Source organism: Rhodococcus sp. LB1, assembly GCF_001583455.1.
GTDB classification, from domain to species: domain Bacteria; phylum Actinomycetota; class Actinomycetes; order Mycobacteriales; family Mycobacteriaceae; genus Rhodococcus_F; species Rhodococcus_F opacus.
The window spans coordinates 1-19,448 of the sequence record NZ_LTCZ01000439.1 but is presented as its reverse complement, the minus strand read 5'-3'; the positions used below and the strand labels follow the sequence as shown (position 1 = coordinate 19,448).

Annotated in this window: 20 protein-coding genes and 4 tRNA genes; 12 read left to right on the top strand and 12 right to left on the bottom strand. The window is 66.5% G+C overall.

Features of this window, described 5'->3' with window-relative positions; all coding sequences use genetic code 11:
- Window positions 1–10 precede the first annotated feature (10 nt).
- Genes AZG88_RS47100 through AZG88_RS47090 form a run of 3 tightly spaced genes read left to right on the top strand, consistent with a single transcriptional unit; the run spans window position 11 to window position 3,429 of the window.
- Window positions 11–868: a branched-chain amino acid ABC transporter permease gene (locus AZG88_RS47100; RefSeq protein WP_061701443.1), complete on the top strand. Its 858-nt coding sequence runs from the start codon at window positions 11–13 to the stop codon at window positions 866–868.
- A 3-nt stretch (window positions 869–871) separates the two neighbouring features.
- Window positions 872–2,695: a branched-chain amino acid ABC transporter ATP-binding protein/permease gene (locus tag AZG88_RS47095; protein WP_005244316.1), complete on the top strand. Its 1,824-nt coding sequence runs from the start codon at window positions 872–874 to the stop codon at window positions 2,693–2,695.
- A complete protein-coding gene (locus AZG88_RS47090; RefSeq protein WP_005244318.1) occupies window positions 2,692–3,429 on the top strand; it encodes an ABC transporter ATP-binding protein in 738 nt (245 codons plus the stop codon). Before AZG88_RS47095 ends, AZG88_RS47090 begins: the two co-directional genes overlap by 4 nt.
- 4 nt (window positions 3,430–3,433) lie before the next feature.
- On the opposite strand, the gene AZG88_RS47085 is transcribed toward AZG88_RS47090, so the two are convergent.
- Window positions 3,434–4,087, bottom strand: a complete 654-nt coding sequence (locus AZG88_RS47085; protein ID WP_005244320.1) for a TetR family transcriptional regulator — start codon at window positions 4,085–4,087, stop codon at window positions 3,434–3,436.
- Between the two features lie 156 nt (window positions 4,088–4,243).
- On the opposite strand from AZG88_RS47085, the gene AZG88_RS47080 reads away from it, so the two are divergent.
- On the top strand, window positions 4,244–5,095 hold the full coding sequence (locus tag AZG88_RS47080) for an alpha/beta fold hydrolase (protein WP_025431881.1): 852 nt from the start codon (window positions 4,244–4,246) through the stop codon (window positions 5,093–5,095).
- Here AZG88_RS47080 and AZG88_RS47075 read toward each other — a convergent pair.
- Window positions 5,092–5,805 (bottom strand): TetR/AcrR family transcriptional regulator, encoded by a 714-nt coding sequence (locus AZG88_RS47075; protein WP_231914460.1) that lies wholly within the window; start codon window positions 5,803–5,805, stop codon window positions 5,092–5,094. The two genes, AZG88_RS47080 and AZG88_RS47075, sit on opposite strands and share 4 nt — an antisense overlap.
- A gap of 86 nt (window positions 5,806–5,891) precedes the next feature.
- Here AZG88_RS47075 and AZG88_RS47070 point away from each other — a divergent pair, with 86 nt between their 5' ends.
- Window positions 5,892–6,227 (top strand): nuclear transport factor 2 family protein, encoded by a 336-nt coding sequence (locus tag AZG88_RS47070; protein WP_005244325.1) that lies wholly within the window; start codon window positions 5,892–5,894, stop codon window positions 6,225–6,227.
- A gap of 63 nt (window positions 6,228–6,290) precedes the next feature.
- On the opposite strand, the gene AZG88_RS47065 is transcribed toward AZG88_RS47070, so the two are convergent.
- The 4 genes from AZG88_RS47065 to AZG88_RS47050 form a co-directional block, all read right to left on the bottom strand.
- Window positions 6,291–6,367 (bottom strand) — tRNA-Phe (locus AZG88_RS47065).
- Window positions 6,368–6,433: 66 nt separating this feature from the next.
- Window positions 6,434–6,507 (bottom strand) — tRNA-Asp (locus tag AZG88_RS47060).
- 96 nt (window positions 6,508–6,603) lie between these two features.
- Window positions 6,604–6,676 (bottom strand) — tRNA-Glu (locus AZG88_RS47055).
- 98 nt (window positions 6,677–6,774) lie between these two features.
- Window positions 6,775–7,431 carry a TetR/AcrR family transcriptional regulator gene (locus tag AZG88_RS47050; RefSeq protein ID WP_025431879.1) on the bottom strand — a complete coding sequence of 219 codons (657 nt, stop codon included), beginning with the start codon at window positions 7,429–7,431 and terminating at the stop codon, window positions 6,775–6,777.
- A gap of 327 nt (window positions 7,432–7,758) precedes the next feature.
- Between AZG88_RS47050 and AZG88_RS47045 the strand changes: the two genes are divergently transcribed.
- Window positions 7,759–7,831, top strand: a tRNA-Lys gene (locus AZG88_RS47045).
- A gap of 47 nt (window positions 7,832–7,878) precedes the next feature.
- Here AZG88_RS47045 and AZG88_RS47040 read toward each other — a convergent pair.
- A complete protein-coding gene (locus AZG88_RS47040) occupies window positions 7,879–8,481 on the bottom strand; it encodes a TetR family transcriptional regulator (RefSeq protein ID WP_061701442.1) in 603 nt (200 codons plus the stop codon).
- 111 nt (window positions 8,482–8,592) lie between these two features.
- Here AZG88_RS47040 and AZG88_RS47035 point away from each other — a divergent pair, with 111 nt between their 5' ends.
- Window positions 8,593–9,066, top strand: coding sequence for a DUF4334 domain-containing protein (locus AZG88_RS47035; protein WP_061701441.1), 474 nt, complete (start codon window positions 8,593–8,595; stop codon window positions 9,064–9,066).
- Between the two features lie 6 nt (window positions 9,067–9,072).
- Window positions 9,073–10,161, top strand: a complete 1,089-nt coding sequence (locus tag AZG88_RS47030) for an NAD(P)-dependent alcohol dehydrogenase (protein ID WP_061701440.1) — start codon at window positions 9,073–9,075, stop codon at window positions 10,159–10,161.
- A 5-nt stretch (window positions 10,162–10,166) separates the two neighbouring features.
- On the opposite strand, the gene AZG88_RS47025 is transcribed toward AZG88_RS47030, so the two are convergent.
- Window positions 10,167–10,769, bottom strand: a complete 603-nt coding sequence (locus AZG88_RS47025) for a hypothetical protein (RefSeq protein ID WP_005244334.1) — start codon at window positions 10,767–10,769, stop codon at window positions 10,167–10,169.
- Window positions 10,766–11,206 (bottom strand): MmcQ/YjbR family DNA-binding protein, encoded by a 441-nt coding sequence (locus AZG88_RS47020; RefSeq protein ID WP_005244335.1) that lies wholly within the window; start codon window positions 11,204–11,206, stop codon window positions 10,766–10,768. The genes AZG88_RS47025 and AZG88_RS47020 overlap by 4 nt, the downstream gene beginning before the upstream one ends.
- Before the next feature lie 496 nt (window positions 11,207–11,702).
- Here AZG88_RS47020 and AZG88_RS47015 point away from each other — a divergent pair, with 496 nt between their 5' ends.
- From AZG88_RS47015 to phoU, 4 genes are all read left to right on the top strand, one after another.
- Window positions 11,703–12,659, top strand: coding sequence for an acyl-ACP desaturase (locus AZG88_RS47015; RefSeq protein ID WP_061701439.1), 957 nt, complete (start codon window positions 11,703–11,705; stop codon window positions 12,657–12,659).
- Between the two features lie 80 nt (window positions 12,660–12,739).
- Window positions 12,740–13,882: a tRNA dihydrouridine synthase DusB gene (gene dusB, locus AZG88_RS47010; protein ID WP_005244337.1), complete on the top strand. Its 1,143-nt coding sequence runs from the start codon at window positions 12,740–12,742 to the stop codon at window positions 13,880–13,882.
- 119 nt (window positions 13,883–14,001) lie between these two features.
- Window positions 14,002–16,035: an LCP family protein gene (locus AZG88_RS47005; protein WP_025431877.1), complete on the top strand. Its 2,034-nt coding sequence runs from the start codon at window positions 14,002–14,004 to the stop codon at window positions 16,033–16,035.
- Between the two features lie 82 nt (window positions 16,036–16,117).
- Window positions 16,118–16,816 (top strand): phosphate signaling complex protein PhoU, encoded by a 699-nt coding sequence (gene phoU / locus AZG88_RS47000; RefSeq protein WP_005254798.1) that lies wholly within the window; start codon window positions 16,118–16,120, stop codon window positions 16,814–16,816.
- A 144-nt stretch (window positions 16,817–16,960) separates the two neighbouring features.
- On the opposite strand, the gene pstB is transcribed toward phoU, so the two are convergent.
- The 3 genes from pstB to pstC all read right to left on the bottom strand — a co-directional run.
- Complete coding sequence (pstB, locus tag AZG88_RS46995) at window positions 16,961–17,737, bottom strand: phosphate ABC transporter ATP-binding protein PstB (protein ID WP_005244341.1); 777 nt, start codon at window positions 17,735–17,737, stop codon at window positions 16,961–16,963.
- A 43-nt stretch (window positions 17,738–17,780) separates the two neighbouring features.
- The gene (gene pstA / locus AZG88_RS46990) at window positions 17,781–18,689 is read right to left on the bottom strand and encodes a phosphate ABC transporter permease PstA (protein ID WP_005244344.1); all 909 of its coding nucleotides are present in this window, start codon (window positions 18,687–18,689) and stop codon (window positions 17,781–17,783) included.
- 3 nt (window positions 18,690–18,692) lie between these two features.
- A partial coding sequence (gene pstC / locus AZG88_RS46985; RefSeq protein ID WP_061701438.1) for a phosphate ABC transporter permease subunit PstC occupies window positions 18,693–19,448 on the bottom strand: 756 nt, incomplete at its 5' end.

The window sequence follows — 19,448 nt, the reverse complement described above, 5'->3', positions numbered from 1 at the left end:
GGAGATCCCGGTGACCATTGTCTGGTCGGGCCTCGCGCTGGGGGCGGTCTACACGCTCGTAGCGATCGGCTACAACATCGTCTTCATCTCGTCCCACACGTTCAACTTCGCTCAGGCCCAGCTGATGATGGTCGGAACCTTCGTCGCCTACACCGGACTGGTCACCCTGGAGTTGCCGGTCCTCGTCGTCGCGGTGATCGCGACGGTCACGGTGACGATCCTGGCCGGCATCGAGGAGATCGTCGCAGTCCGGCCGGTCCGTGATCCCCAGAATCAGCTCGTCACCACGCTCGGCGCCGCGACTCTGATCAACGGTGCGACGCAGCTGATCTGGGGAAGCGAACCGCTCACCGTCCCGTTCTTCGGTTCGAACGATCCGATCACGGTACTCGGCGGCCGCACCTATCCGGTCGAGATCGTGCTGCTGATTCTGGCGATCGTGCTGGTGGTCGTCCTCGGCCGCGTCGGCACACGGACCATGACGGGTCTCGCCCTCCTGGGCATCTCCGAGGACCGCGAAGCGGCCCTGCTACGCGGTGTCAACGTCCGGGCGCTCGCCCTCGGTGCGTTCGCCTTTTCCGGCGCTCTCGCCGGCTTCCTCGGGCTCTTCGTCGGTCCCAAGACGTTCGCGGTGGCCACACTGGGTTCGGCGCTGGCCATCAAGGGCTTCGTCGCATTGGCGATCGGCGGGTTCGGCTCGCTCCCCGGCGCACTGGTCGGGGGTCTCACCGTCGGTCTCGTCGAGTCGTTCGCAGCTCTCGAGCTGGGTAGCCAGTACAGCAACATCGCGGTCTTCGTGGTCCTCATCGCGATCCTCATGGTGCGTCCGGCCGGACTGTTCGGCCGGGTGCGGGAACGGGTGGTGTAACCAATGTCCTTGTGGCGCCTGATTCGATCGGTTCCGAGTTGGCTCTTCCCGCTCACCGTCGGCCTCCTCGTGCTGTTCCTGCCGGAGTTCGGTCTCGACTTCGCGCTGTCCCGCCAGGTACAACTCGCCTGCATCCTCGCGCTGGTCGTCAGCGGACTCAACCTCAGTCTCGGCTATGCGGGTGAACTCGCGCTCGGCCAGGCCGCGATGTACGCGGCCGGGGCCTATACCGCCGGGTTGATGTCGATCGCCGGTTACACGGACATCGTGCTGCAGTTGATCGCCTCGGGTCTGGTCGCGCTCGCGGTGGGCATCGTCACCGGTATCCCCGGATTGCGTCTCGGTAGTTGGTCGTTGGCGATGACCTCGTTCTTCCTCGTTCTCCTCGTCCCGGACATCATTGCCGTCTTCGGGGATACCACCGGTGGCCGGAACGGACTCAGCGGCATCGAACCGGCAACCCTGTTCGGTGAAGTAGTGGACGCGGACAGGTTCTACATGGTCGTCGTCATCGTCGCGATCCTCTGGTTCACGGTCATGCGCAACCTGGTGGTCTCCCGGCACGGTATCGCGTTCCGCACACTGAAACAGAGCCCGGTACTGGCCTCCTCGGTGGGCATCTCGGTGTTCCGGATGAAACTTCTCGGTTATGCGATCGGCGCGTTCCCCGCCGGCCTCGCAGGCGCATTGTTCGCGAACATCGACATGTACGTCTCTCCGGAGGCGTTCGGATTCACCTTCGCGACAGCAGTTCTGGCGGCGTGCATCCTCGGCGGTGCGACGAGCGTCTACGGCGCGGCGATCGGGGCAGCGATCATGCAGCTCGGCCCCAACCAATCGTCCGAGTTCCAGCAGTATGCGCTGGTCTTCTACGGTGGATTCCTGATTCTCGGCGGCGTCCTCCTCAGTGGTGGCCTCGCGAAAGTCGCCAAGCAGGCCGCGGCCCGGTTGGACCGGGCGGCAGGCCTGACCGGCACGCGAACGGGAACCCGCCACGCGGACACGGGCCGGTCTGCGATGGAACCGATGTCGGGTCGGACACTCGTGGTCGACGGCATCTCGAAGGCATTCGGCGGCAACCAGGCGCTCGACAATGCGTCGCTGCGTGCGGAACCCGGCAGCATCACCGCACTGATCGGGCCGAACGGCTCGGGCAAGACCACGATGCTGAACATGATCTGCGGGTTCTACCGTCCCGACAGCGGACGAATCCTGATCGGTGACAACGAAGTCCAGGGCAGGGCGCCGGAACAGGTCGCCAGATGCGGCGTGGCACGAACCTTCCAGACACCCGACATCCCCGACGGCGTCACCGTTCTCGAGGCCGTGGCCTCGGGTCGATACAGCACCGATCGAGTGTCGATGTTGTCGACCGTGTTGCGGCTTCCCCGCCACCACAAGGTCCGCGTCGGCGACGTCGCCGAGGCGGAACGCGCACTCGACATCGTGGGGCTGTCGCATCTGCGCGACGAGACCGCCACCGCACTGCCCCTGGGAATGCGGAGGCTACTCGAGGTCGCCCGGTCGGTGGTCGCGAAGCCACGGCTTCTCCTGCTCGACGAGGTGGCGTCCGGCCTCGACGAGGACGAAGTGGAACGGCTTGCCGGCCTGATCCGGCAACTCGGCGATGCCGGATGCACGATCGTGCTGGTCGAGCACAATTTCCGCTTGGTACTCGCACTCGCCGACACCATCGTCGTGCTCGCCCAGGGACGCGTCATCGCGGTGGGTGCGCCGTCCGAGATCGAACACGACCCTCGCGTACTCAGCGAATACCTCGGCGTAGTCGCCGACGGCACGGAACTGGCCGGAGAGGCGACCTCATGAGCGAGCAGACGACGAAGCCCCTACTGAGCCTGCGGAATGTGCAGTCCGGTTACGGCGACCTCCGGGTGGTGTGGGACGTCTCGCTCGACGTGTGGCCCGGCAAGGTCACCGCGCTGCTCGGGCGGAACGGTGCAGGGAAGACCAGCACCCTGCGTGCCATCTCGGGACTGAACAAGGTTTCGGCCGGGACGATCGAGTTCGACGGCCGCGACATCTCGAAGGTGGCGCCGCACCGGAGGGTCCGCCAGGGGATGGCCTACGTGCAGGAGGGCAAGAGGGTGTTCCACCGGCAGACCGTGGAACAGAACCTGATTCTCGGCGGGTACGTCCGCAAGATGAGACGGTCGGCCGTACGCGAGGAGGTCGCGCGCATCTACGACTTGTTCCCCGTCCTCGGCCGGAAACGTGACCTGCTCGCGGGTGCGATGTCCGGCGGGCAGCAGCAGATGCTGGCGATCGGGCAGGCGCTGATGGCCGAACCGACACTGCTTCTGCTCGACGAGCCTTCCGGGGGGCTGGCGCCGGTGATCGTGAACGAAGTGATGGAACGCGTGACCGCCCTCAAGGAAGCGGGGCTGGCGGTGCTCCTCGTCGAGCAGGCGGTCGACGCCGCGATGAGCGTGGCCGACCACGTCACGGTCCTCGACGTCGGACGCGTCGTCATGGATGCGGACGCAGGCGAGATCGATGACCGGGCGGTGATTCGCGACGCCTACTTCGGACGCGTCGGCTGACGAATCAGCCGCCGAGGCGCCGGAACACGAGACGGACCGCGAGCCCGAGGTGAGCCATCACCTCGTCCACCGAGATGCGGCCGGCCACCCAGGACACCAGGCTCGACATCCAGACGTCGCCGATCACACGGATGGCGTTCAGCTGGTCGTCGGAGATGTGCTCGACACCGATGGTCTTGGCGAACATTTCGGTCATCAGCGCGCCGAACGCATCCAGTTCGGCCGAGGCCGACGCATCCGCGAACATGAACGCGCGCACCAGGGCCTCGTAGCGCGGCCGGTCCTTCTCGAGGACTTCCGTGTTCTTCCGGAGGACGAACAGGATCCGCTCCGACGGCGTGTCCCCCGGGATCGCGACGTCCTCGAACCGGGACCGCATCCCCTCGAACACCATCAACAGGCCCATCACCAGCATGTGGTTCTTCGACGGGAAGTAGCGGTACACGGTGCCCAGCGCGACGCCCGCCCGATCGGCGATGGCCCGCATCTGCACGGCGTCGTACCCGCCCTCGGAGGCGAGTTCCATCGCTGCGGCGACGATCCGCTGGTAACGCTCCCGCTGCGGGGCCTTGGCCCCACGCGAGGGCAGCTGCCCGTTGCGAAGCAACGACAGTAGCCCGTCGCGGCCCGCCGTCAGCGGCTCTTCAGCACTGCTCATGGACGTCAGCCTAGCGACAGTCACCTCGGTGCCGTCCGGCGACGGCACCGGTTCCGGTCGTCACGATGTCCGGATTGCGTGGGCCTCCCCCGGATAGACTCGCCTCGACCGCCGGAGGTTCCCGTGCCCAGAGTTCATGTCGGACCCGAGGATCGTGTGATCCGGCTGCGCGACGGACGCCTGATGGGTTTCGCGGAGTACGGCGACCCCCGCGGATTCACCGTCGTGAACGCCCACGGCGGGCTCGCCGGCCGCCTCGACGTCGCGGCCGCCGACCGGAGTGCTCGCGACGCGGGCATCCGTCTCCTGTCCCCCGACCGTCCGGGGATCGGACTGTCGGATCCGCAGCCGGGCCGGACGGTCCTCGACTGGGCCCGGGACGTCGAAGACCTCGTGAATCACCTCGGCGTCGGCCGTTTCGGAGTCATGGGGTGGTCGATGGGCGGACAGTACGCGCTCGCGGTGGGCTCCGGTGTGGCGGCGCGCGTGACGAGTATCGCGGTGATCGCCGGGGCCCTGCCCCTCACCGAACCCGGGGTGTTCGCCCAGCTTCCTGCCGGGGACCGCGCGTTCACCCGGCTGTCCCAGTACGCCCCGCTGGTCGCGCGGATCTGCTTTCGCGTCATGGCCGCCGTCGCGCTGCGTGCTCCGCGGCTGTTCCGGCGACTCGGCGCCCGCGACCTCGGCGCCGCGGACGCAGCCGTTCTCCGCTCCGAACCCGTCCGGAACTTCTCGCTCATGTCCGGCGAGGCTCTCCGGACGGCGCCCGGGATGGTGGAGGACTACCGCGCGTGGATGCGGCCGTGGGGGTTCGCGCCGGAGGATCTGATCGTGCCGGTCGACGTCTGGGGTGGAACCGAGGACGAACTCGTGCCCACGCTCTGGCCGCCCGAGCTCGCCCGCCGCATTCCCGGCGCCACGCTGAACATCCGCCCCGGTGGTCATTTCATGGCTCACCTGCACTACCGCGAGATCTTCGACACCCTACGGCGGCGCTCGGAGTCCTAGGTCGCTGCCGCCAGCTTGTCGAGCCATTCCCGCAGCACGAGAAGTTCGCCGGCACTCAACCCGGACCGCCCCGCGTCGGCGTCGAGGGCGCGTGCGAGCGCGTCCGCGTTCTCGACCACCTCTCGCGAGGCCTCCGACCGCACAGTGGGCGCAGGCCGGATCAGCCCGGCGATCACGTTGTCGCGCAGTGCCCGTGACAGCGAGAGGTCGGCCCGGCCCTCCGGCTGCGCGATGAGGTGCAGAGTCATGCCGACGTTCGCCGCCACGAATTGCCCGGCGGCGACCGCAGGCGTCACCCGCAGCCGTCCCTGCTGCGCGATCTCGGTCAGCAACTCGAGGAGCCTCGTCTCGGCGACGGACGTCACCGCACACGGCTTGCCCGGGGCGATCTGCCCGTACAGCAGGACGTAGAACGAGGGATTGTCGAGCCCGTAGCGGACGTGATCGTCCCAGCCGTGCCGGAGGTCGTCGACCGGGTCGTCCCCCCGCTGGTTCGTGGCCCGGACGTACTGGCCGAACCCGTACTCCACGACCGCGTCGAACAGGCCCTGCTTGCTGCCGAAGTGGTGGTACAGCGTCGGGGCCTGCACGCCGGCGAGGTCGCAGACGGCGCGGGTGGACACGGGCGTGCCCTTGGCCTCGTCGAGCAGTTGGGCCGCCGCCTTCAGCAGACGGTCTCGGGCGTCACCGGCCACACTCTTCTTTGTCACACCGCTATGCTACTTCTATAGCATCGCTATAGACGCGGACTGCCACACAGGCAGGACAACACCCAGGCAGGAACAGGGAGAACACCATGAGCACCACCACGACGCCCGAGATCGTCACGCGCTACTTTCGGGCAGCCGACGCAGGAGACCTCGATGCGCTCACAGCGTGCTTCACCGAGCACGGGGCCGTGACCGACGAAGGCCGGACCGTCCGCGGGCGCGACGGCATCCGGCAATGGCGCAGGGACCTCGAATCGAAATACACCTACACGGTCGAGGTGACCGGAACGGAAACGGTCGCCGACGACAGCTACGTGGTCACCACCACAGTGGAAGGAAATTTCCCCGGAAGCCCGGTGGAACTGAGGTACGAGTTCGTTCTCAGCGACGGCCTCGTCGACTCACTGCGGATCGCCCCGTAGCCACGCGGGCAAACGAAAAAACTCCGCTGTCGACGTTCTCGACAACGGAGCTTCGGTGAATCGTGGTGGCCAGGGCCGGGATCGAACCGGCGACCTTCCGCTTTTCAGGCGGACGCTCGTACCAACTGAGCTACCTGGCCGGACGGCACCCGAACCGAATGCCTATCGCATTGTGTTGCCGATACTCGGTATCGGCAACACACTTGCGACCCTGACGGGACTCGAACCCGCGACCTCCGCCGTGACAGGGCGGCGCGCTAACCAACTGCGCCACAGGGCCTTGCTTTGTCCTGCTGTGCTTTACAAGTGTAAAGCGTTACTGCGTGTCACTTTTACTGCCGTCGAACCATACCGCATGCTCGACACCGGTCAAACGTACCCCCTACGGGATTCGAACCCGCGCTACCGCCTTGAAAGGGCGGCGTCCTAGGCCGCTAGACGAAGGGGGCCCGCCGGATTTCTCCGAACCAGTACCTCAACGGCGTTCCGTTGGGAGCTTGGATAGCTTAGGACACGGATCGAGAATTTCCCAAATCGCCAGGTCAGACTACGAATCGGGCAGTTCTGAACCGGAATCCGGCCAGCCTTCCCGCGCAAACTTCTCCAGCCATTCGGGTGAAGCCATCGCTTCGAGGATCACTTCGAGCGATTCCGCGAACCGCTCGCCGAGGTCACCCTCCAGTGCCGTCATGTCGGACATGTACCGCTGGCCGGCGAGAGCCGCCGCCAGGACCCGGGTGAACTTCTCGGGGTCGGCGTCGGCACGCAGCAGACCGTCGCGCTGAGCGCGGATCGCGAACTCGTGTGCGGTGCGCCCCCACACCTGCGAGCCACCGGACTGCACGTCCGGATAGAACTCGGGTTCGACGATCAGCCGGAACTCGGCCCGCACGATGACGCTCGAATGGAACAGCTTCGCCAGGTCGATCACGAAACCGTGAAGGGCTTCGAACGGCCCGATGTCCGCGCGACTCGTCCACCTGTCGGTCAGGGCGGTGAATTGCTCCACTCCGGATCGAAGGACGGCCCGGGCGAGTTCTTCCTTCGATTGGAAGTGGAAGTACATCGCCCCCTTGGTGGCGTTCGAGCCCTCGAGGATCGTGTTGACCGACGCCGCCGCATAGCCGCGCTTCGCGAACTCGATCGCGGCCGACTCCACCAGTGCAGCGCGAGTGCGTCGCGCACGCTCCTGCTGACGTGCCATGACGGTGAATCCCTCTCCCAGATGTAGTAACCCCGCTTTTCGCCCTTCGGGGACGAGCATGGAGCCACACATAACAGTATCCCCGTTTTGAAAGAACCGACAGAGCAGTCTGTAGATCATGGAAACTTCTTAGAAACCAACCTGAAGACCTTTATGGAGTTGAAACCGGACCGCTGCCGAAAACACACCAAGTGGTATAATTTGGTTCGGCTCGGGTGCGCTGCAGGGGGTGCGCACCCGAGCCGACCCTTTTCACCCCCACGCGGCGCGCCGTGCCGGGGGTCCTGTTTTCTCGGTCACTGTCTGCGCACTAGACTCTGGCCCCGCGCCCCTATAGCTCAGTTGGTAGAGCTACGGACTTTTAATCCGCAGGTCGTAGGTTCGAGCCCTACTGGGGGCACTCCCCCCTTACTCGGCACCATGCCGGGTAAGGGGCACGAGCACTCATTAGCGGCCCGGCGCTTCCGCCGCCGCAGGCGCCCCGATCAGACGACGAACCGCCTCGACAGTGGTCTGCCGCCGCTGCGCCACCGTGCGCTCCCCCGACTTTGCCCCCGCCGGCCTGCGGCCGCCACGGTCGGTGGCCAGCGACAGGGCGATGTCGGTGATCACGAGCAGCAGCTCGCCTGCGTTCCACGACGGGTCGACGAATCCCTCCTGCTGCCCACGCCGAATCTCGGCGATCTTGGGGCGCAGCGTGCGGATCCGCTCATCGCCGTCCGCGATCTGCTCGCGCACCTCCAGGTCGGCCCACTTCTGCAGCCTCGCGTTCTCGGGGTGCGCCACATAGTCGTCGAACAACCGGCCCGCGTAGCCCGGCAGATCGTCGCCCCGCAACGCCGTCTGTTCCGTCGTCTCGGCGATCCATTGCGCGATGACGGCGTCGAACAGGGCTTCCTTGCTGTCGAAGTACGCGTACAGACGGTCCTTGCTCGCTCGGGCCGCCTCCGCGATGCGGTTGATCCGGGCTCCGGCGACTCCGTGGCGGGCGAACTCCTCCTTGGCCGCGGCGAGGATCCGCTCTCGTGTGGCTTCTCCCGCAGTTCGCATTCCGACATCCTAAATTGCCCGTTGCCGAACCATCTGGTTCGGCGTAGCGTGCGCAGTTGACGAACAATTTGGTTCGTGAAGCTCGCACCCCTCACCCCAAGGACCGTTTTCATGGACATCGATCAGGCCCGCAGCACGTTCCACGAGCTCCGGGGGCGCGAGAGCGGCGTCTCCCCCGACGAACTCGACGCCGTGTGGGCGGCGCTCGACACCGTCAGGGCCGAAGACATCCTCGGCAGCTGGAAGGGCGACGACTTCGCCACCGGACACCGCCTCCACGAGAAGCTGTTCGCGAGCCGCTGGCACGGAAAGACGTTCCACTCCCTCGAGGACGCGAAGCCGTTGATCTGCCGTGACGCGGACGGCAACTTCTATTCCGACGTCAAGGGCGGCAACGGCGAAGCCAGCCTGTGGAACGTCGAGTTCCGGGGTGAGGTTACCGCGACCATGGTGTACGACGGCGCACCCATCTTCGATCACTTCAAGAAGGTGGACGACTCCACCCTCATGGGCATCATGAACGGCAAGTCCGCACTGGTCCTCGACGGCGGTCGGCACTACTACTTCCTGCTCGAAAGAGACTGAGCTCCAATGCAGGTCACAGCAGCGGTCTCACGCGGACCCGATTCTCCGTTCACGCTGGAGACCGTCGAACTCGACGAGCCCCGCGCGGACGAGGTACTGGTGCGCATCGTCGCCACCGGCCTGTGTCACACGGACCTCTTCACCAAGGCGGCCCTCCCCCGCGCCGCCGGCCCCGCCGTCTTCGGGCACGAAGGTGCCGGGATCGTCGTGGACGTCGGGTCACGCGTGAGCGGGGTGGTGCCCGGTGATCACGTGATTCTCAGTTACCGCCACTGCGGCGATTGCAACCAATGCCGAAGCGCGGGTCCGGCGTACTGCGTCGACGCGCACCGGCTGAACAGTTCGGGCCGACGCGTGGACGGTTCGGCCACCGTCACCCAGAACGGCGAGTCCGTGCGCGCCGCGTTCTTCGGCCAGTCCAGCTTCGCCGAGCACGTCCTCGCGACGGCCGACAACGTCGTCGTCGTCGACAAGTCCGTCGACCTGGCCGCCGCGGCGCCGCTCGGCTGCGGGTTCCAGACGGGTGCCGGCGCGGTACTGAACGTGCTCCGGCCGGGCCGCGATTCCAGTGTGGTCGTCTTCGGCGCGGGCAGTGTCGGGTTCGCCGCGCTGCTCGCAGCCCGATCAGTCGGCGTCGCAACGCTTCTCGCCGTCGATCCGGTACCCGCGCGACGCGCGCTCGCGGAGGAGTTCGGCGCTGTCGCGATCGATCCCGGCTCGCAGGACGTGGTCGCCGCGATCCGTGCGGCGACGAGTGGCGGCGCCAGCCACACCCTGGACACGACGGGGATCCCCGCCGTCGTCGGCCAGGCGTTGTCGTCCCTGCGCGCGCGGGGTAGCGCGGTGGTCGTCGGCCTCGGCGCACCCGAAATGGCGGTGAACATTCAGGATCTGATGCTGAACGGCAAGACCCTCCGCGGCTGCGTCGAGGGCGATTCGTCGGTGCAGCAGTTCATTCCGCAGTTGCTGGCGCTGCACGCGGACGGGAAGTTCCCGTACGACCGTCTCGTCACCGAGTATCGATTCGACGACATCAACCGCGCCGTCGCCGATCAGGCCGCGGGCACGGTGATCAAGCCCGTGCTCGTGTGGTGAATGCGCTAGGGCGTGGCAGGTGACGGTCCGGCCGGCGGCCCGTCGCCCACCTGTCCGTCCTTCGCTTTCGTGTCTCTTCGCATCTCGGCGAGATCCTCGCCGCGCTTGCGGTACGTGAAGCTGACTCCGGCGACGCCGAGGAACAGCACCACTCCGATGATGGCGCCGGCGAGTGACGCGCCGCGGAATCCGGGCGCGTCGACGTCCATGATCCGTTCGCCCGCGTGCGCTGCGCTGTTGCCGCCGAGCACCACACTGAGCGTCAGCAGGTTGGGCAGCACCACCAGGACACCGAGGATCAACAACACGATCTGCACCGGCTTGAACCGGCGTCGGCGGAACAGCCGCCACGCTCCGCGGACCAGCAGCAGCGGCAGGAGGGTGCACAGGGTGCCGAACAACAGTCCCCACAGGATGCCGCCGCCGAAGCTGCCGTTCGCCAGTCCGCCCACGTTCTGGGCCCACGCCCGCGGGAGGTAGGCCGCGAGGATGAAGTAGGCGATGACCAGTACCACCAGGAGGACTGCGATGCCGATGGCCTTCTTGGCCCACGCCGGCAGGCCCGATTTCGCCGGTGTGGAAGTGGATGCGCTGTCCTCGGTCGTCATGACTGGTCTCCCTGCGTCGGCAACGGTTCTTCGTCCAGCACCTGCTCGGCCAGTCGCTTCGGGGCGACGAGCGTGTACGACGTCCTGATCCACTCACGCAGCTGTTCCCACCGAGGCTCGTCCGCGTCCGCGACGTCCAGTGCGATCCAGCCGTGTCTACCGAGACCGTATCCCGCGGGCTCGGCCCCTGGTTCCGTTGCGACGACCGCCTCGGCCTCGTCGACGGTGAGCTTCACCGTCAACCGGGTGGCCTCCACGTCACTGAACACGAAGTTCTTCCCCCGCACCCGGAACGTCGGGTGTCCGTCCCATTGGGCGACGTCCACGCGCACGGCTTCGGGCAACTCGGCGACGATCTGTTCCAGGCGGCTCATGTTGTTGCCCATGTGACGATTGTCGGCAGCGCCCAGACCGACCGCAACCGGCATAACGGACATAAGCGGGATTTCCCACCGCCGAGACCGCGGTGAAGTCGGCGCTGCCGACGCTCGTCGGCGGGCGCGCCTTGGGTCCTGGGTGGCCTGCTCGGAGAGGGTGCGGGCGGCGGACTGGGCCCGGGTGGCGATATTCACACCTGGGGTGGATCGAATTCCCAGGAGACCGACAGCTCGGACGAACGGGTTTCCGCGCAACCGCCGACATGGCTCGAGTTACGGCGGGGAATCTGTGGAGACCGACAAATCTGTGATCGTCCACAACTGTCCGCGCGTCGCTGTGATGATCTCTCCCTGCGATGATTACGCTGGTCACCGCACACGCACGCTCATCAGTACACTGTCATGTAACGGTTCGCCGCGTGGCGGCGACACATCCCGGAAGATCCATTACGGATCGGTAACTTGGACGGTTCCCGGGCCGCCGACGGCGTTTACCAACCTACTTACGGTGCCGTAGGCTGAACAAAGTCAAATTGAGCTACTGGAGGCATTACACATGGCGAGGGATCTGACCCAACTCGAACTGCTGCAGGAGTTGTCGCCGGTTGCAGAAGAGAACGTCAACCGCCACATCTCCATGGCCAAGGAATGGCATCCCCACGACTATGTTCCGTGGGACGAAGGACGCAACTTCGCCGCGATGGGCGGCATCGACTGGGATCCCGAGCAGTCGCACCTCGACGAGGTCGCCAAGGCCGCGATGATCACGAACCTCCTCACCGAGGACAACCTGCCGTCGTACCACCGCGAGATCGCCGAGAACTTCTCGCAGGACGGCGCGTGGGGAACGTGGGTCGGTCGCTGGACCGCCGAGGAGAACCGTCACGGCATCGTGATGCGCGATTACCTCGTCGTGACCCGCGCCGTCGACCCCGTCCAGCTCGAGCGTTTCCGCATGGAGCACATGACGAACGGCTTCGCCTCCCCCGCCGACGTCGATGCCGGTTTCCTCCACTCCGTCGCGTACGTGACGTTCCAGGAACTCGCCACCCGCGTCAGCCACCGCAACACCGGTAAGGCGTGCAAGGACCCGATCGCCGACAAGATGCTGCAGCGCATCGCCGCCGACGAGAACCTGCACATGATCTTCTACCGCAACATGTGCGGCGCTGCCCTCGACCTCTCGCCCGATCAGGCGCTCGAGGCCATCAACATGATCGTCCAGAACTTCCAGATGCCGGGCGCCGGCATGCCGAACTTCCGGCGCAACGGTGTGCTCATGGCCAAGCACGGCATCTACGACCTGCGTCAGCACCTCGAAGAGGTCGTGATGCCCGTCCTGCGCAAGTGGAACATCTTCGAGCGGACCGATTTCACCGCCCGCGGCGAAGAGGTCCGCGAGAGCCTCGGCAAGTTCCTCGAGAACCTCGAGGGCCAGGCCACCAAGTTCGAGGAGCAGCGCGACCGCATGCTGGCCCGCGAGGCCAAGAAGCGCGAGCAGAAGGCTTCGTGACGTAAACAGTTATCCTGTGCCCGGTACCGGATTCGGTACCGGGCACAGTTTTTGTTCCAGCACTTTCCCAGAGGTCGTCAATGTCATCCCTTCGTATCGGATCGCTCGAGCTGCGCAGCCCGGTGGTTCTGGCCCCCATGGCCGGGATCACCAACGTCGCGTTCCGCACGCTGTGCCGTGAGCTCGAGACGGAGCGCGCGGGCAGCACGTCCGGCCTGTACGTCTGTGAGATGGTGACCGCCCGTGCACTGGTCGAACGGCAGCCCGCGACCCTGCACATGACGACGTTCGGCCCGACCGAGACCCCGCGGTCGCTGCAGCTGTACACCGTCGACCCCGACACCACGTACGCCGCGGCCAAGATGATCGTGGACGAGAACATGGCCGACCACATCGACATGAACTTCGGCTGCCCGGTTCCCAAGGTGACCCGCAAGGGCGGCGGCGCGGCGCTGCCGTACAAGCGCACCCTGTTCGGCCGGATCGTCGCGGCGGCAGTGAAGGCGACCGAGGGCACCGACGTCCCGGTGACCGTCAAGTTCCGCGTCGGCATCGACGCCGAGCACCACACGCATCTCGACGCCGGCCGGATCGCCGCAGGCGAAGGCGCCGCCGCGGTCGCACTGCACGCGCGTACCGCCTCGCAGCGGTACTCCGGCACGGCCGATTGGAACGAGATCGCCCGGCTCAAGGAACACGTCACGGACGTGCCCGTCCTCGGGAACGGCGACATCTTCGCCGCCGAGGACGCGGCCCGCATGATGGAACAGACCGGGTGCGACGGCGTCGTCGTCGGGCGCGGATGCCTCGGGCGCCCATGGCTGTTCGCGGAGCTGAGCGCCGCACTGAACGGAAACCCGCAGCCCACTCCGCCCAATCTCGGAGAGGTGGCCACGATCATCCGCCGGCACGCGGAACTCCTCGCCGATCACCACGGCGAGGACAAGGGCCTGCGTGAACTGCGCAAGCACGTGTCCTGGTACCTGCGGGGCTTCCCCGCCGGGTCCGAGCTGCGGGTCGCGATGGCCCTCGTGAGCACCCTCACCGAACTCGACGACCTCCTGGTTCAGCTCGATCCGACCATCCCGTTCCCCAAGGACGCCGAGGGACCGCGGGGACGGCAGGGGTCACCCGGAACGGTCGCGCTCCCCGAGGGATGGCTCGACGACCCCGACGACTGCCTGGTACCCGCCGGCGCCGACCTCATGCATTCTGGTGGTTAGCAGCACGAACGCGCGTCACCTCGCTACATGTGTGGAGCCCCGACGCTCGATAAGTACTATGGCTGGAATCCGTCGAGGCCGACGGAGGTCGGAGTCGGCGGAGAGGTCAGGTTGCATCGGTGGGTGATGATCACAGCTCGGACTCACCGACTCCCGAATCCCGCGCCCCCTGGGAGCGTCCTCTCGCGGATCCCAGCTACCGAGAAGCCCAGTCGGGACGGCCGCGGCGACTCCCGCCGCGGCAGCCACCGCCCGAGCGGACCGCGCCACCCGAACGGACCGCGCCACCCGAGCGCCGTGCGCAGGTAGAACGCACCGAACCGTCCCGCCACGACAGTGGCCGGATCGGCCGCCGGGCCGCGGGTGGACCCACCGAAGCGCTCTCCGTCGCAGACCTGGTGAAGAAGGTTTCCGGGGAAGAACCGGGCGAGCCGGACGATCCGGACAAAACGGAGATCATTGACCCGATCGACGAGCGGCAGCCGCCGCCTCCCGGGATTCCGCCGCGGGAGACCCCTGCCGCGCCTCCGCCGCCGGAGCCGGAGCCCCCGCAGAGCACGCCCGAGCCCGAATGGGTCGCGGATTCCGCCGAGACCACCGCGGTACCGCAGGTGGTCGGCAACCCGGGCACCACCCGCCTGGCCCTCAACAAGACCCGTAAACGCAAGCGTCTGCGTGCAGCGGGACGGGCCGTCGTCGCGCTCGTGGCGGTGGTCGCACTCGCCGGAACCGGCATCGTCTGGGGTTACCTCCGCTCCACCGAGGGCAAGTTCGACCAGATCGCGGCACTCGACACGGAGTCGACCGACATCGTCGACGCCGTCGGGCAGACCGGTGACGAGACCTATCTCATCGTCGGCAGCGACACCCGTGCCGGCGCGAGCGGCGAAGTGGGTGCCGGGACCATCGACGACGCCGAGGGATCCCGCGCCGACACGGTGATGCTCGTCAACATCCCTGCCGACCGGAGCCGGGTGGTCGCGGTGTCGTTCCCCCGCGACCTCGATGTCGAGCGGCCCGTCTGCCAGGGCTGGGACAACGCCAGCGGCACCTACACCGAGGAAACCTTTCCCGCCGCCGACGGCGACAAACTCAACGCCACCTACGCACTCGGCGGACCGAAGTGCCTGGTGAAGGTGATTCAGAAGATGTCGGGTCTGAAGATCGGCCACTTCGTCGGCATGGACTTCGCCGGCTTCGAGTCGATGGTCAACGAGATCGGCGGGGTCAAGGTCTGTACCACCCAGCCGCTCGAGGACGGCGTCCTCGGCACCGTGCTGCCGGAGGCGGGCACCCAGATGCTCGACGGCAAGACCGCACTGAACTTCGTCCGCGCCAGACATGTCGAGGCGGAGGGCAACGGCGACTACGGCCGCATCAACCGTCAGCAGAGATTCCTGTCCGCCCTGCTGCGGGGCGCCCTGTCCAGTCAGGTACTGCTCAATCCCAGCAAACTGAACGGCTTCATCAACGCGTTCACCCGCGACACGTTCGTCGAGAACATCGACACGAAGTCACTGGTCACGCTCGGACGCTCACTGCAGAACGTCGACGCGGGCGCGGTCACGTTCCTGACGGTGCCCACCGCAGGCACCACCGAGTGGGGCAACGAGATTCCCCGCACCGACGACATCAAGGCCATCTTCCGCGCCATCATCGACGACGAGGCGCTGCCCGGCGAGAAGCGTGCGGAACCCCTGCCCTCCGCCCCCGAACCGCAGGCCGCGCCGGCGCCGCTGTCGGTCCAGGCCGTCGACCCGTCCAGCGTGACCGTGCAGGTGTCGAACGCATCGGGTGAGTCGGGACTGGCCGCGACCGTGGCCGACTCGCTGGCCGCCGAGGGGTTCCAGATCTACAACGTCGGCAACTACACGGGAACAAGCGGCGAGACCGTCGTCCGGTTCTCGCCGGGCCACGAAGCCGAGGCGGCGACCCTGGCGTCGTCGTTCCCGGGTGCGGTGCTCGAGTCGACCACCGGACTCGGGACGGTCGTCGAGGTCGCGCTCGGTTCGAACTTCTCCGGGACCGTCCAGACACCGAGCCCGATCGACACACCGCTCAGTATGTCGGACGTGCGAATCGGCCAGCCCGAGGACGTGGAAATCCCCGCGGACCTCGCGGTTGTGAACGCAGGCGACACGTCCTGCGAATGAGCGCCCGCCGGGTCGCGTCGTTCACCCCGCGTTCACCGTGTGATCGTGCCTTGGTTTCCCGTGCACCGTAGGCTGTGACCTCATGCGCGTGGCTTACAACGAACAGATGACCGAGCTTGCCGACTTGCTCGGTGAGATGGCGGGGCTTGCGGGGGTCGCCATGGAGCGCGCCACCCAGTCGCTGCTCCAGGCAGATCTTTCCCTCGCCGAGCAGGTGATCGGCGAGCACGACAAGATCACCGAGCTCAGCACCATCTGCGAGGAGCGGGCGTTCGCCCTCCTCGCCCTGCAGGCACCGGTCGCCGGCGACCTCCGCTCGGTCGTCAGCGGGATCCAGATCGTCGCCGACATCGACCGCATGGGTGCGTTGGCTCTCCACGTCGCCAAGATCGCGCGCCGCCGACATCCCAACCACGTGCTTCCCGAAGAGGTCAACGGCTACTTCGCCGAGATGGGCCGCATCGCCGTCTCCATCGGCGCCGCTGCCCGCGAGGTTCTCGAGACCCGTGACCCCGAGCGGGCCGCCCGCTTGCGTGAAGAGGACGAGGCGATGGACGACCTCCACCGTCACCTGTTCACCGTGCTCATGGACCGCGAGTGGAAGCACGGCGTGGCCGCTGCGGTCGACGTCACCCTGCTCGGCCGCTTCTACGAGCGTTTCGCCGACCACGCAGTCGAGGTGGGCCGCCGGGTGATCTTCCTCGTCACCGGCAAGCTGCCCGACGACACCGAGACCGCCGTAGCCGACGCCGACAGTCTCACCTCGTACCCGGAACTGTAGAACTCCGCCAACACTTTTCGCGCGAACGGGACGCTCGTACGGCCTGACCGTACGAGCGTCCCGTTCGTTCGCCCGATGCCGCCGTCTCCGGACACGAGAACGCCCCGGCCGGATCTCCGGTCGGGGCGTTCTCGTGTGCTCGGTCTATCCGAAGCGGCCCGAGATGTAGTCCTCGGTGGCCTTCTGCGTCGGGTTGGAGAAGATCTTCTCGGTGTCGTCGATCTCGACGAGGCGCCCCGGCTTGCCGGTGGCCTCGAGGTTGAAGAACGCGGTCTGGTCACTCACACGCGCCGCCTGCTGCATGTTGTGGGTGACGATCACGATCGTGAAGTCCTTCTTCAGCTCCGTGATCAGGTCCTCGATCGCGAGGGTCGAGATGGGGTCGAGCGCCGAGCAGGGCTCGTCCATCAGCAGGACGTCGGGCGAGACCGCGATGGCCCGGGCGATGCACAGACGCTGCTGCTGACCGCCGGACAGTCCGCCGCCCGGCTTGTCCAGACGATCCTTGACCTCGGTCCACAGGTTGGCGCCGCGCAGCGACCGCTCGGCCACCTCGTCGAGACGCTTCTTGTTGCGCTCGCCCTGCAGCTTCAGTCCGGCCACCACGTTGTCCTTGATGGACATCGTCGGGAACGGGTTGGGACGCTGGAACACCATGCCGATCGTCTTGCGGACGCCGACCGGGTCGATGCCGGAACCGTAGATGTCCTCACCGTCGAGCAGGATCGAACCCTCCACGCGCGCACCGGGAGTCACCTCGTGCATGCGGTTCAGCGAACGCAGCACCGTCGACTTGCCGCAGCCGGAGGGACCGATGAAGGCGGTCACGTTCCGCGGGGGGACGGACAGCCCGACATCGGCGACGGCGTGGAACTTGCCGTAGTAGATGTTGACGTCCTTGAGATCCAGACGCTTGGCCATTACCGGCTCCCTACTGATTGGTGTTCGAGATCGAGTTTATGTGTCACTTGCTGCGGACCTGTGAGAAGTGGCCGATTACCTTGGCCATGATGTTGAGGATGGCGATGAGGAGAATCAGCGTGAGCGCCGCGCCCCAGATGCGGTTGGTACCGGCATCGGTCGGGTTGTTCATCTCGGCGACCATGACGCCGGGCAGCGTGCCCATCTCGCCACCGAACAGATTGAAATTGATGAAGGGTGCATAACCCACGAGGATCAGCAGCGGCGCGGTTTCGCCCATCACCCGGGCCAGCGCCAGCATGACGCCCGTGATGATGCCGGGCAGTGCGGTGGGCAGCACGATCTTGGCGATCGTCTTCCACTTCGGAACGCCCAGCGCGTACGACGCCTCGCGCAGATCCTGCGGAACGATGCGGAGCATCTCCTCCGTGCTGCGGACGACGACGGGAACCATCAGCAGCACCAGGGCGAGTGCTACCGCGAAGCCGGACTTGGGGAAACCGAACGTCGCGATCCACAGGGCGTAGATGAACAGGGCGGCCACGATCGACGGGACACCGCTGAGGATGTCGACCATGAACGTGGTCAGCTTCGCCAGCCGCGACTTCCGGTCGGCGTACTCGACGAGATAGATCGCGACGAACAGTCCGAGAGGAATGGACAGCACCGCACAGACGATTCCCTGCAGAATGGTGCCGATCAGCGCGTGATAGATGCCGCCGCCCGCCGCCGAGGACGTCAGCCCGCTGAGCGAGTGGGTGAACCAGGTGGCCGACGTCAGGGCAGGGATTCCCTTGATGACTGCGGTGACCAGGACCCACACCAGCGGGACCAGCGCCACGAGCACTGCCAGCGTCACGAGGACGGTGGCGGTCAGATCGATGATGCGTCGGCGGACACCGACCCCCTGGAAGGTGGGGGCCTTGACCGGCTTGTCGAGTGTCGCGGTCATGGGTCAGTCCTTCTTTCCTGCGATCACGGCGCGGGCCGCGGCGTTCACGACGAAGGTGAGAACGAAGAGCACCAGACCTGCGGCGATGTAGGCGCCGGCCTGAATGTTGTTGTTGAACTCCGCGTAGCCGAGAGCGATCTTCGAGGCGATGGTGGCGCCGCCGTCGAACAGCGACCATCCGAAGGGCTGCGACGTGGTGCGCAGGATCAGGTAGAGCGCCATGGTCTCGCCGAGGGCGCGACCCAGGCCGAGCATCGACCCGCTGATGTAGCCCGACTTGCCGAACGGAATGATCGTGGTTCGCACCACTTCCCACCGGGTGGCACCCAGCGCGAGTGCTGCCTCGATCTGGGGCGTCGGCGTCTGTACGAACACCTCGCGGGTCACCGCGGTGATGACGGGAAGGATCATGACGGCGAGGACGATACCCGCGGTGAAGATGGTGCCACCGCCGGTGATGGAACCGCTTCCTGTCGCGAACAGTGGGAACCACCCGAGCTTTTCGTTGAGCCACATGGCAAGCGGCTTGATCGCGGGAGCGAACACCAGCAGACCCCAGAGGCCGTAGACGATCGACGGCACGGCGGCCAGCAGGTCGATCACGTACGCCAGCGGACGTTTGAGCCAGTTCGGCGAGTACTCGGTGAGGAAGATCGCGATGCCGAGGGCGACGGGCATCGCGAGGATCAGAGCGAACAGCGAGACGAGCACGGTCACCTGGAACAGGTCGAGAACACCGAACGCCATGGCGTTGATGTT